Raw genomic sequence first — 12,395 nt, forward strand, 5'->3', positions numbered from 1 at the left:
CGGAACAAGTTGCGGCGGGCGGCGCTCGCCGGAGAACTTTGGTGACGGGAGGGGTGAGGGTGCCCACGTCGGTGCTCCTCGCCGTCCTCGCCGCCGCCGGTCTGCTCGCCCTCGCTCCGGCGCTGGTCCGCCGGTACGACGCCACCGAGCGGCTGGTGGCGGAGCGGGCGCAGTCGACGGCGCGGGTGCTCCAGCGCCAGCGTCGACGGCGCACCGTGCCCGGGCGACGGCCGCTGCACCCGCCCCGCTCCCTCGTGGTGACCCTCAGTGAAGACTCCGACACGGGTAGTCTCGCCCGCCCGGTCTCCGCGCCACCGCTGCGCCGCCGTTCCGGCCGGCTCCGGCCCGTCTCCGCCGTCCCGGCCCAGTCCCGCCGACGGAACTCGCCCCGGCGGCGGCACACCCCGGCGATCTACCGCCGGCGCCGGGTGCTCGCCGCGCTGCTGCTGCTCAACCTGGTGGAACTGGGCGGCGTGGTACTTGTCGGACCCGGGTTCTGGATCAGCGTCTCGGTCACCGGCACGCTGCTCGTTGCGTACGTCGTACACCTGCGGCAGCGTGCCCTCGCCGAACGTCGGCGGCGGCGCGCGGACGCCCGGGAGGCGGCCTGGCTGGCCGCCCGCCAGGCCGAGGTGCGCCGCGAGCAGGCCCGGCGCGCGGCGGCCCGGCGGGAGGCGCAGCGCCGGCTGGCCGCCCAGCGCGAGGCGGTCCGGCGTACGGCGATGGGGCTGGACCGTCCCGCGGACCTGCCGCCCGCGGCGAGCGGCGGCTCGGTGTCCTACCGGCGGGCGGGTGGCCTGCGCGGACGCCCCTACCAGTCCGGCCGAGGCGCCTGACGCCCTCGCCCGGCGCGTGGGGGTCCGACGGCGATCTTGGAAGATTTCGGCCCCTCTGGGGGCCCTTTCCTTCCAAGATCTACGGGGCGGCGGGGCGGTTCGCGTCGCGGGGGCACGACCTGTTAGCCTTGTCGTCGGCCCGCCCGGTGAAAGCCGGGTGGGACCGACGCTGGTTCGCCGGCGGAGGGGCTGTGGCGCAGACCGGTAGCGCACCTCGTTCGCATCGAGGGGGTCAGGGGTTCAAATCCCCTCAGCTCCACCCAGTTCAAAGGCCGTTTCCCGTGATGGGAGACGGCCTTTTTCGAACCCGCTCGCGTCAGTCGAACAGCTGGTCGAGCGCTTTCTGTTCGAGGTCACGCCAGCGCTGGACGTCCTTCAGCGCCTTGGCGATCTCCTTCTCGTCGAGATGGTGGGCGCCTTCCTCCCGGATGCACGCGACGCTGAACGGCCTGCCGACCGACGGCGAGGTCTGCTCCAGCGCCTCCAGCACCCGTACCACGCCCACCACGCCGTACTCGACGGTGCGCGTGGTCATCCGGAAGTGGGACAGCAGCGCGCCGGCCTGCTGAGCCATCGGCGCGCCGGAGCCGATGGCGTGGAAGCCAACGTCCTCGTAGCGGCCGATGAGCCCGTTCGGGTTGATCTCCACGATCCACGGCCCGCCCTGGCTGAAGCCGGCCGCGAGCAGGTAGGCCGACACCCCGCCGCCGGAGCCCTCGCCGGGCACGTCCGGGATGTAGTTCTCGTAGTGCTTCTTGAAGACGGGCAGGACGCGCTCCTGCAGCTCGCCGCCGATGTCCGGCGCTTCGAGGATGGCGGTGGCCGAGTCCTGGAGGAGGGGGCGCAGGTCGTTCAGCACTCCGCGCGCGCCGCTGCCGCCCCAGGCGGCGCAGTCGCCGAGCGGGTGCAGCTTCTGCGCGGGGAAGCTCAGACCGCGGTCGCTCTCGGTGATCTGTGAGTCCGCGCCGATCACCACCCCGTCGCTGCAGACAACGGCGAGTACGACGGTCATGGGGTCCTCCTGTGCAGGGGTGCGGGGTTGGGGCGCGAGGTACCCGGCATCCCGCCTGCCTACACCCGGCAGGGACGTCCGTGTGGCGGCTGACACCGGTCACAAGCCGGCGGTGCCCGGAATCAGACTGGGCGGTCTCGGTGAAGGCGCCACCCGGCAAACCCAGCGCCCGACAGCAGGGCGGTGGCGGCCACGAGGTTGAATACCGCGACGCGCTGCGCGCCGTGGTTCTCGGCGTCCTCCACCCCCGGCGCGAGGTCGTCGGGGTTGTATCGGATGCGTACTCGATCGCCCTCGTCGAGCTCGGGGCTGCAGCTCGTGCACTCCGCGCTCAGGGGTTCGCCGCTACGAGGTGTGAACTCCACGGTGACCTTGCTGGCGCGTCCATGACGGTCGACGTCGACGACTGTGGCGTCTGTGGTGAGGCCGCGGTTCGCGAGGCCAATCGCGGTCGTGCCGTTATAGAAGGCGGCGCAGCACATGAAGGCGGAAGAAGCGGTGAGGATGATCAACGCGCCAATCAGCTTGCGTTGTCGCGGGTGAAGTTGTTCCCAACTTTCGTCCACGTCGCGATGCTAAGCACCGACGTCAACGGGGATGCGCTACGGCGACGGCTCGTGGAAGTAGACGGTGGCCGCGGTGAGGAAGAACGTGACCGCGTACGTGAACCGGCCTGCCTCGACCGCCTCGTCGAACTGCTCCTCGAACGCGCGAGCTTCGGCGGGGTCGAGTACGCCGCGCTGAGCCGCCGTACCGGCCCAGCTGCGCAGGCCGAGAACGTTGTCGGCGGCGTTCGGGTCCCGAACCAGCAGCGTGCGGGGCTCGACGGTGACCTCGGCCAGGCCGAGCGTGGCGAGAATGCCGGCGTGCTGGTGAGCCAGGGTGCCGTTGCGGAGCAGGCAGTCAGCCCGGAACCTCAGCACGCGCCGGGCCAGATCCTGGTCGGCGATGTCGAGCACCTGCGTGTCGTAGTCGGGATCCGCGAGAACGATCCGGCCACCCGGGCGGACGACCCTGGCGAGCTCCCTGATCGCGGCGCGGGGATCGGCGAGGTGCTGCACGGTGCGGTCGGCCCAGGCACCGTCGATCGAGTCGTCGAGGAACGGCAGCCGGTGGGCGTCGGCGACGGCGCACCGGGTCAGGCCACGGGCTCGCATGGCGACGGCCATGGTCAGGGAACGATCCACCGTCAGCACGGTGACGTCGTGATCGTCCCTCAGGCGGACCGCGCTCGCCCCGGTGCCCGCACCGACGTCGAGGTAGCGCCGGCCGGACGACGGGCGGAGCAACTCGCGTACCCGCTGCTGGTATGCCTGGTAGAAGGGCTCGCCGCTCAGGCGGTCGAGCACGCCCACCCACGATTTCGGGTCCGGCTGCCGGTCGACATCGGTGAATCCGTGCACGGACTGGAGCCTATTGCGCCGCTGTCAGTTGAACCCGCAGCGCCGACGCGCGTCAGCGGGGCCGCTTGTCCTCGACGTGGACGACGGTCAGCTCATGGCCGTCTCGATCTCGCTTGCTGCGCCCGTACAGACCGACAGCAAGGTCGCTGTCGTCCGAGACCTCGTCCGGGCCGACGTAGGTCAACACGTCGTTGTGATGGCCGTAGACCGCCCAGCCGGGGCCGGGGTCGAGCGTGACGGTACCGAAGTCCGCGGAGGGCGAGCCGACGTGGACGGGGCCGTACTCGCGCAGGATCTCGACGGCCTGTGCGGCGAGGTCGACGCCCGGCGCGGGGTCCGGCAGGACGACGCACGTGCCGTGCGCGAACACGACCCAGGACTTGCCGCTTCCCAGGATGATGCGACGCCAGGTGTCGGCCAGGTTGTCGTCGGACATGAAGCTGATCATTGTCGAGTCCGTGCGCCGTCGCTACCCGCGAACTGTCCCGCCGCCGAACCACCTGGTCAGCGCGCCCTTCAACGTCCGCTGGTCGTCACCCACCCACACCACGTGACCGTCCGGCCGCAACAGCGCCGCGGGCACGTCCAGCTCGTCGCCGGTGCCGGCGACGAGCCCGACCCGGTCGGCCCAGCCGTCCACCGACAGCTTCCCGGTCCCGTCCAGCAACAACCCGCCGCCGGTACGCATCAGCTCGTACAGGCGACCCTGCGGCAGCGGTACGTCGCGCAGCCGCCGCCCGAGGAGGGGATGACCCTCGCCGACGTCGTACCTGACGCTGATCGCCGTGACCTTCTCGATCAGGAAGCGGTTCACCTCGTCGAAGTCCATGAGCTGCGTCAGCACCTGCCGTACCGCCTGCGGTCCGGGCTCGTTGCCGGTCAGCAGCATCTGCGCGCGTGTGTTCGTCAGCACGTCGGCGGCCACCGGGCGCCGCTCGGACTCGTAGGTGTCGAGCAGATCGTCCGGCGCCCACGCGTTCACCTCCGCCGCCAGCTTCCAGCCCAGGTTGAACGCGTCCTGGATGCCGAGGTTGAGCCCCTGCCCGCCCAGCGGCGGGTGGACGTGCGCGGCGTCGCCGGCCAGGAACACCCGCCCGACCCGGTAGTGCTCGGCCAGGCGGGTCGCGTCGCCGAAGCGGGACAGCCAGCGGGGCGAGTGCACGCCGAAGTCGGTGCCCGCGTACGCGGTCAGTTGCCGTTTGAAGTCCTCCAGCGTCGGCGGTGCCGAGGTCACGTCGGCCGCCGGCACGACCACCCGGAACACGCCGGGCCTGCCGGACGGGCCGAGCCCGAACCGCTTCTCGGTGCGGCGTACCTCGGTCATGATCGTGGTGATCTCGTCCGGGGAGGCGGTCACCTCCATCTCGCCCAGCAGCGTGTCGACTGTCGACGGCTCGCCGGGGAATCCGACGCCGAGCAGCTTCCGGACGGTGCTGCGCCCACCGTCGCAGCCGACGACGAACCGCGCCCGCAGCGGCGGCGCGCTCGCGGAGTCGAGGTGGACCGTCACGCCGTCGTCGTCCTGCTCCAGCCCGGTAACCGCACTGCCGCGCCGGATTTCGGCCCCGACCTCGGCCGCGTGGTCGGCGAGCAGCCGGTCGGTGAGCGTCTGCGGGATGCCGAGCACGTACGGGTGGGCGGTGTCCAGATCGGCGGGGGCGGGCTTGTCGATGCCGGCGAAGAACCCCCGGATCGGGTGCTTGCCGCCGTTGTCGAGGAACCGCTCCAGCAGCCCCCGCTGGTCCATCACCTCGATGCTGCGGACGTGCAGCCCGAGCGAGCGCACGTACGGCGGCGGTTCGGGGTCCCGCTCCAGCACGAGCACGCCGACGCCCTGGAGGCGCAACTCGCTCGCCAGCATCATGCCGGTCGGCCCGCCGCCGACCACGATCACGTCGAACACAGCTTCCCCCGTGCCGATTGTCAGGCGACCGTCCCCTCGGGCGGCACGAACCGACCATAGCCGCTGTGCCGGTCAGCCTCGGCGGAACGTCCGGCGGTAGGTGTCCGGCGGCACGCCAACTGTGCGGTGGAAGTGCCGGCGCAGCGTCGTCGCCGTACCCATGCCTGACGCCTCCGCGACGGCGTCGATGCTGTCGTCGGTGTTCTCCAGCAGTTCCTGCGCCCGCCGGATGCGCTGCGTGGCCAGCCACTGCGACGGTGTGGCGCCGGTCGCGGCGGTGAAGTGCCGGACCAGGTTGCGGGTGCTCATGTTCACCTGGCGGGCCAGGTCGGCGACGGTGAGCGGGCGGTCCAGCCGCGCCATCGCCCACGGCAGCAGCGCGGCGAGCGGGTGGTCCTCGCGGGCCGGGACCGGGGTGGTGACGAACTGGGCCTGGCCGCCGGCGCGGTGCGGCGGCACGACCAGGCGGCGGGCGACCGCGTTGGCGACTGTGGAGCCGTGGTCGCGGCGGATCAGGTGCAGGCAGAGGTCGATGGCGGCGGCCTTGCCGGCTGAGGCGAGCACGGTGCCGTTGTCCACGTAGAGCACGTCCGGGTCGACGTGCACGCGGGGGTAGCGGGCGGCGAGCGCCTCGGTGTGCGCCCAGTGGGTGGTGGCGCGCAGCCCGTCGAGGATGCCGGCGGCGGCGAACACGAACGCGCCGGTGCAGAACGAGACCATCCGGGCGCCTGCCGCGTGGGCGGCGCGGACCGCCTCGACCAGATCGGACGGCGGGTCGGCGTCGGTGTCCTCGATCGCCGGGACGATCACCGTGTCGGCGCGGGCCAGGTGGTCCAGTCCGTGGTCGGGCGTGATGGCGAACCGGCCGACGCCGACCGGGCCGGGGCCGCAGACCACCAGGTCGTACCAGGGGTCGGCCAGCCCGGTCGGGTCGCGGACGAAGATCTCGCAGGCCGCGGCCAGTTCGAAGTGCAGCATCCCGTCGGTGGCGGCGAGCGCGATGGTGGCCATGTCCGAAACTGTACGGGCATTGGCGTTTGCGACACTGGCTCGGTGCTCGGCGCCCGGCGAGGATCATTCCAGTCGATCTTCTGAGGGGGCGTCATGCGGGTGGCGGTGTTCGGGGCGTACGGGCACACCGGGCGGTTCGTGGTGGCGGAGCTGCGCGAGCGGGGGTACGAGCCGCTGCCGCTCGGGCGCGACGCCGGGAAGCTGGCGGCCGCGTTCCCGGCGGGGGAGCGCCGGGTGGCGGCGGTGGACGATCCGGGCTCGCTGGACCGGGCGCTGGCCGGGGCGGCGGCGGTGGTCAACTGCGCCGGGCCGTTCGCCTCGACCGCGGGCCCGCTGATCGAGGCCGCGCTGCGCGCCGGGATTCCCTACGTCGACGTGGCGGCCGAGATCGAGGCGAACCGGGACACGTTCGCGCACCACGCCGAGCGTGCCGAGGCGGCCGGCGTCGCGGTGGTGCCCGCCATGGCGTTCTTCGGCGGACTCGGTGACCTGCTGGTCACCGCCGCGATGGGGGACTGGACGGCGGCCGACGAGGCGCACGTCGCGTACGGGCTGAGCAGCTGGCACCCGACGGCCGGGACGGTCGCCTCCGGCGTCGTGTCGCGCGAGCGCCGCGACGGCCGCCGGGTCCGCTTCACCGGCGGGCGACTGGTGTACGCCGACGGCGACCTGCCCCGGCTGGACTGGGAGTTCCCGGCGCCGCTGGGCGTGCGGCCGGTGCTCGGCGAGTTCACCATGGCCGACGTGGTGACCGTGCCGAGTCACCTGGACATCCCGGAGGTGTGCACGTACATGACCGCCGACGCGGCCCGCGACCTGGCGGCGGGGGACGCTCCGGCCGCTGTGGACGAGCGGGGCCGGTCCGCGCAGACGTTCACCGTCGACGTGGTCGTGCGTGCCGGTGACGTCCGGCGGCGGGTGGTCGCGCACGGGCGGGACATCTACGCGATCAGCGCGCCGCTCGCGGTCGAGGCGGTGCACCGTTTGCTCACCGGGCGTACCCGGGCCAAGGGTGTCGCCTCGGCCGGCCGGATCTTCGACGCGCCGGACTTCCTGCGCGCGCTGTCGGACCACCTCACCGTGCGGTCGCTCGCGGCGTGACGGACGGAGACGGCCGGCCCCCCGGATCGGGTGGGCCGGCCGTTTCGCGGCGTGGTCAGCAGCTGGTGTAGCCGCGGCCGCCCTTGCCCCAGCTGCAGCTGTCGACCAGGCTGCCGGAGGGGTTGCGCAGGTAGGCGGTGTCGCCGTCGTTGTTCCAGACGTACGCGGCGCTGCCCCAGTAGCGGTGGGTGCCCTTGTTGGTGCCCTTGCCGGTGTGGATGACGATGCTGTTCCCGGCGGCCACCTTGAAGTCGCCGGTGAACGAGTAGACGTGGCCGGCCTTGTCGCGCACGTAGTAGCCCTTGAGGTTCTGGACCGTCTTGCGCTTGTTGGTCAGCTGGACGTACTCGGCGTTCAGGCTCGCGTTGGAGCGGGTGTCCTTGCCGGGGGAGTCGTAGTACACCTTGGTGATCATGAAAGGCGGCGTGGCGGCCTGGGCCGGAGCGGCGGCGGCGAACGTGCCGGCGAGGGCGATGGTGATCGCCGACGCGATGCCGAGAAGCCTTCTGCGCACGATGTCCCCTTGAGGTCAGAGCGGTGTTGGCGGGCGAGAGCGTAGCGAGGATTCCCGGCCGAAATTGTTCCCACGAGGCGTGTCCGGCGGGTTTCGGACCGGCTGGCGGGTCCGGTGTGGCCGGTCGTCGAACCGGCCCGGTCGGTGGGGTGAGGCCGGGACGCCGGAACGGTTACGCATCCACATGTGCCGATTGACAATGTTTGGAATCCAAACTTATTCTCGCGCTGGGCGGGTGCGCGCCCCGCCCTCCCCGTCCACGCGCCCACCCCACCACGAAGGAACCACCATGTTCCGCTCTTTCCGTACCGCCCGATTGCGGGTCGGCCTGGTCGCGGCGACCGCCGCCACACTCGTGGTCGGCACCGCACTGCTGGCGACGAACGCCCAGGCGGCGGCCGGCTGCCGCGTCACCTACACCACCGCCAGCCAGTGGCCCGGCGGCTTCACCGCGAACGTCGACGTGACGAACCTGGGTGACCCGGTAAACGGCTGGACCCTGCGCTGGACGTTCCCGTCCGGCCAGCGGGTCACCCAGGCGTGGAGCGCCACGGTCACCTCCTCCGGCGCCGACGTCACCGCCACGAACGTCGGTTACAACGGCGCGATCGCCACGAACGGCACCGTCTCGTTCGGCTTCAACGGCTCCTGGACCGGCGCGAACACCGCGCCCACCGCGTTCACGCTCAACGGCGTGGCCTGCACCGGCGGCGTCGGCGGAACCACCCCGCCGCCGACCACCACGCCCCCGCCGACCACGCCGCCCCCGACCACCCCGCCGCCCACGACCCCGCCGCCGGCGGGCAACGCGATGGCCGCCGTCGCCGCCATGCAACCCGGCTGGAACCTCGGCAACTCCTTCGACGCGGTCGGCGCGGACGAGACCGCCTGGGGCAACCCGCGGGTCACCGAGGCGCTGCTGGACAACGTCCGGGCGCAGGGCTTCAACAGCATCCGCATCCCGGTGACCTGGAGCAACCACCACGGCGCCGCGCCGAACTACACGATCGACTCCGCCTGGCTCAACCGCGTACGCGAGGTGGTCGGCTGGGCGCTCGCCGACGGCTTCTACGTGGTGCTCAACATCCACCACGACTCGTGGCAGTGGATCAACACGATGCCCACCGACCGCACAGGCGTGCTGAACCGCTACAACGCGCTCTGGACCCAGATCGCCGCCGCGTTCAAGGACTCCTCGCCGAAGCTGACCTTCGAGAGCGTCAACGAGCCGCAGTTCACCGGCAGCTCCGGCGACGCGCAGAACGCCACGCTGCTCAACGAGCTGAACACGTCGTTCCACCGCATCGTCCGCCAGTCCGGCGGAAACAACGCCACCCGGTTGCTCGTCCTGCCGACCCTGCACACCTCCGCCGAGCAGGCCCGGGTGGACGAGCTGGTCAGCACGTTCAACACGCTCAACGACCCGAACCTGATCGCCACCGTGCACTTCTACGGGTACTGGCCGTTCAGCGTGAACGTCGCCGGCGGAACCAAGTTCGACGCGACGGTCCAGCAGGACCTGACCGACCAGTTCGACCGCGTCTACAACGCCTTCGTCACCCGCAACATCCCGGTGATCATCGGCGAGTACGGCCTGCTCGGCTTCGACCGGCACACCGGCACCATCGAGCAGGGCGAGAAGCTGAAGTTCTTCGAGTTCCTCGGCCACTACGCGCGCAGCCGCAAGCTGACCACCCAGCTCTGGGACAACGGCCAGCACTTCGACCGCACGTCGTTCGTGTGGAAGGATCCCGAGCTGTTCGCGCAGATCAAGTCGAGCTGGACCACCCGCTCCGGCACCGCGTCCAGCGACCAGGTGTACGTGCCGCGCACCGGCACGATCACCGCCAAGAGCCTGACGCTCAACCTGAACGGCACCACGTTCCAGGGGCTGCGCCAGGGCACCACCGACCTGGTCAACGGCACCGACTACACGGTCTCCGGCAGCACGCTGACGCTCACCGCGTCGGCGCTCACCCGGCTGGTCGGCTCCCGCGCGTACGGCGTGAACGCCAACCTCCAGGCACGCTTCTCCGCGGGCGTGCCGTGGCGGATCAGCATCATCACGTACGACCCGCCGGTGCTCTCCAACGCGACCGGCACCACCGCCGCGTTCACGCTCCCGGCGCAGTTCCGCGGCGACCAGCTCGCCACCATGGAGGCCAAGTACGCGGACGGCAGCAACGCCGGCCCGCACAACTGGACCTCGTACAAGGAGTTCGACGTGACGTTCGCGCCGAACTACACCGGCAACACGATCGCGCTGAAGCCGGAGTTCTTCGCCGAGGTCAACGACGGTCAGCGGGTCACCCTGACGTTCCACTTCTGGAGCGGCACGAAGCTGACCTACTACGTGACGAAGTCCGGCAGCACCGTCACCGGCACGGTGAGCTGACGGCGACGGCACGGCTCGCGGCGGTGGGCGTCGACACCGCCGCGAGCCGGTCCGGCGGAGTTCCCCGCCGGACCGATGAGTTCCCGGGCCGGCGACGGTCGACAGAGGCATGAACACGCTTACTCTGCAGACGCCCGAGGTCGACCTCGTCTACGACATTCGCACCCCGACCGCCGCCGACGCCGGACACCGTCCGTTGTTCATGATCGGCCAGCCCATGTGCGCCGACGGCTTCGCCACGCTGGCCTCGTACTTCCCGGACCGGACCGTCGTCACGTACGACCCGCGCGGGCTCGGGCGCAGCGTCCGCAAGGACGGCCGCGGCGACGACGTGCCCGAGGTCCAGGCCCGGGACGTACGCGACATCATCGACGCCCTCGGCACGGGACCGGTGGACATGTTCGCCAGCAGCGGCGGCGCGGTGACCGCGCTCGCCCTGGTGGCCGCGTACCCGGACGCGGTGGCCACGCTCGTGGCGCACGAGCCGCCGCTGGTGCAGGTGCTTCCCGACGCCGAGGCCGCCCGGCGGGCCATGGCTGCCTGCCAGGAGGCGTACCAGAAGAGCGGCTGGGGCGCGGGTATGGCGGCGTTCATCGCCATGACGTCGTGGCGGGGCGAGTTCACCGACGAGTACTTCGCCCAGCCGCTGCCCGACCCCGCCGCGTTCGGCATGCCGACCGAGGACGACGGCAGCCGGGACGACCCGCTGCTCTCCGACCGCGCCGCGGCGGTCACCCGCTTCCGGCCGGACGTGGACGCGCTGCGCGCAGCGCGTACCCGGGTCGTCGTCGCGGTGGGCGAGGAGTCGGCGGACACCTTCACCGGACGCACGTCGGTGGCCGCGGCCGAGCTGCTCGGCGGCAAGGCCGCGGTCTTTCCCAGCCACCACGGCGGATTCCTGGGTGAGGAGATGGGCCACGCCGGGCAGCCGGAGGCGTTCGCGCGCCGGCTGCGGGAGATCCTCGACGGCGCCGCCTGACCGGACTCAGGCGCGGCGCACGTCGGTGACCATGACCGGGTAGGGGCCGGCCGGCATGTCGGCCCCCGCCTGGTCGGCCGGCACCACGTTCTCCATCCGCAGCCGCAGGGTGGCCGGGTCGGCGGTGTCCACCGTGATCCGCCACTGCCATCCGTCGCCGTACCCGGCGCTCAGCTCGACCGCCGCCGCGCCGCCTGCCGTGCCGGTCAGCGTCATCGGCGTCGGCTGCTGGTGCCACGAGTCGCCCCACCAGGCGACGAGCGAGCCCGGCTGCTCGCCGGCGGCGATCACCAGCAGACCGTCCTGCGGCCCGTCGCCCGGATGGCCCCACGAGTACGACACGGTGGTCAGGTGGCCACCGGCGGCGGTCGCGACAATGGCGGTGGCCGGCGACTCGGCGAGCGGATCGGCGGGCATCAGACGGAAACCGCTGGTGCCGGCCCAGGACCCGGTGACGTCAGTGAGAACCATCGCCCCAGGATAGGAACCACCCCCGACACCGCCCGCCGACGCGGATCACGCGGCGCGCCACCGGGCCCGGTCCTCGCCGGCCTTGCGCGTGCACCGCATCAGCGTGCCCTTGACGGTACGGCCGGTCGCGCCGACCGGCGAGCAGAAAGCGCCAGGGTGGACGGCGCCCTGGACGGTGCCGGTGGACGGCCTGGTGGTCCGGGGCGCGCTCGTGGTCCGCTTCGGTGTCGGCTTGGGCGTGGTCCGCTTCGGCTTCGGCCGGGGCGCCGGACGCGCGGTCGCGGTCTGCGGCGACGGCTCGGCGGCCCGCGTCGTCGGCGGAGCGGACGGCGAGTCGGTCGGTGCGGCGACGTTCGAGGGCGAGCCGGACGAGTGGGCGGCAGGGGGCGGATCGGCGCTGCGCGCGGTCGCGGTCGAGGCGGCGCTGATCGACGCGGGCTTCTCGTCCGTCGCGCCGCCGACGGCGGCGATCCCGCCGCCGCAGCAGCACAGCACCAGCACGCCGCCGGACACGAGCACGGCTTTCGTGCCGCCGGAAAGCCGGCGCCACCAGGACTGATTCGGTATCGGCCATGATCTCTGCGGTGATGGCTTGGTCACGCAACTCAGTCTGCTTGCGTCATCAATGATTGCGATTGGTCAACTGGCGCGTTTCGCATCGACGCTCGGCGACCCGTGCCGCCGATCCGTCGAGACACACAAGCCGATCATCGTGGATGACCGGACGCCGAGAGATCTTGGAAGATTTCGGCCCCTATGGCAGCCGTTTG

Annotated in this window: 13 protein-coding genes and 1 tRNA gene; 6 read left to right on the forward strand and 8 right to left on the reverse strand. The window is 71.9% G+C overall.

Features of this window, described 5'->3' with window-relative positions:
* Window positions 1-53 precede the first annotated feature (53 nt).
* Window positions 54-836: a hypothetical protein gene (locus J3R08_RS03255; RefSeq protein ID WP_176722722.1), complete on the forward strand. Its 783-nt coding sequence runs from the start codon at window positions 54-56 to the stop codon at window positions 834-836.
* A 185-nt stretch (window positions 837-1,021) separates the two neighbouring features.
* Window positions 1,022-1,095: transfer RNA gene (locus J3R08_RS03260), tRNA-Ala, on the forward strand.
* A gap of 57 nt (window positions 1,096-1,152) precedes the next feature.
* Here the strand turns inward: J3R08_RS03260 and J3R08_RS03265 are convergent.
* The 6 genes from J3R08_RS03265 to J3R08_RS03290 form a co-directional block, all read right to left on the reverse strand.
* Window positions 1,153-1,848 (reverse strand): proteasome protein, encoded by a 696-nt coding sequence (locus J3R08_RS03265; protein WP_069087203.1) that lies wholly within the window; start codon window positions 1,846-1,848, stop codon window positions 1,153-1,155.
* A 122-nt stretch (window positions 1,849-1,970) separates the two neighbouring features.
* Complete coding sequence (locus J3R08_RS03270; protein ID WP_140946572.1) at window positions 1,971-2,414, reverse strand: DUF3592 domain-containing protein; 444 nt, start codon at window positions 2,412-2,414, stop codon at window positions 1,971-1,973.
* 36 nt (window positions 2,415-2,450) lie between these two features.
* Entirely contained in the window at window positions 2,451-3,251 is an 801-nt protein-coding gene (locus J3R08_RS03275; RefSeq protein WP_209959954.1) for a methyltransferase domain-containing protein, read from the reverse strand.
* 52 nt (window positions 3,252-3,303) lie between these two features.
* A complete protein-coding gene (locus J3R08_RS03280; RefSeq protein ID WP_176722721.1) occupies window positions 3,304-3,687 on the reverse strand; it encodes a hypothetical protein in 384 nt (127 codons plus the stop codon).
* Between the two features lie 33 nt (window positions 3,688-3,720).
* Complete coding sequence (rox, locus tag J3R08_RS03285) at window positions 3,721-5,154, reverse strand: rifampin monooxygenase (RefSeq protein WP_069087200.1); 1,434 nt, start codon at window positions 5,152-5,154, stop codon at window positions 3,721-3,723.
* A 72-nt stretch (window positions 5,155-5,226) separates the two neighbouring features.
* Window positions 5,227-6,165 (reverse strand): helix-turn-helix domain-containing protein, encoded by a 939-nt coding sequence (locus tag J3R08_RS03290; protein ID WP_069087199.1) that lies wholly within the window; start codon window positions 6,163-6,165, stop codon window positions 5,227-5,229.
* 93 nt (window positions 6,166-6,258) lie between these two features.
* Between J3R08_RS03290 and J3R08_RS03295 the strand changes: the two genes are divergently transcribed.
* Entirely contained in the window at window positions 6,259-7,266 is a 1,008-nt protein-coding gene (locus J3R08_RS03295) for a saccharopine dehydrogenase NADP-binding domain-containing protein (RefSeq protein WP_069087198.1), read from the forward strand.
* A gap of 55 nt (window positions 7,267-7,321) precedes the next feature.
* Here J3R08_RS03295 and J3R08_RS03300 read toward each other — a convergent pair whose 3' ends face one another.
* Window positions 7,322-7,780, reverse strand: coding sequence for a lamin tail domain-containing protein (locus J3R08_RS03300; protein WP_064447599.1), 459 nt, complete (start codon window positions 7,778-7,780; stop codon window positions 7,322-7,324).
* A 289-nt stretch (window positions 7,781-8,069) separates the two neighbouring features.
* On the opposite strand from J3R08_RS03300, the gene J3R08_RS03305 reads away from it, so the two are divergent.
* Both J3R08_RS03305 and J3R08_RS03310 read left to right on the forward strand, forming a co-directional pair.
* A complete protein-coding gene (locus J3R08_RS03305; RefSeq protein WP_069087197.1) occupies window positions 8,070-10,175 on the forward strand; it encodes a cellulase family glycosylhydrolase in 2,106 nt (701 codons plus the stop codon).
* Between the two features lie 109 nt (window positions 10,176-10,284).
* Complete coding sequence (locus J3R08_RS03310; protein WP_209959956.1) at window positions 10,285-11,154, forward strand: alpha/beta fold hydrolase; 870 nt, start codon at window positions 10,285-10,287, stop codon at window positions 11,152-11,154.
* 6 nt (window positions 11,155-11,160) lie between these two features.
* On the opposite strand, the gene J3R08_RS03315 is transcribed toward J3R08_RS03310, so the two are convergent.
* Window positions 11,161-11,625: a hypothetical protein gene (locus J3R08_RS03315; protein ID WP_069087196.1), complete on the reverse strand. Its 465-nt coding sequence runs from the start codon at window positions 11,623-11,625 to the stop codon at window positions 11,161-11,163.
* A 103-nt stretch (window positions 11,626-11,728) separates the two neighbouring features.
* Here J3R08_RS03315 and J3R08_RS03320 point away from each other — a divergent pair, with 103 nt between their 5' ends.
* Entirely contained in the window at window positions 11,729-12,184 is a 456-nt protein-coding gene (locus J3R08_RS03320; protein WP_124778959.1) for a hypothetical protein, read from the forward strand.
* Window positions 12,185-12,395 lie beyond the last annotated feature (211 nt).

This window comes from Micromonospora sp. HB375 (assembly GCF_017872985.1).
GTDB classification, from domain to species: Bacteria; Actinomycetota; Actinomycetes; order Mycobacteriales; family Micromonosporaceae; genus Micromonospora; species Micromonospora chalcea.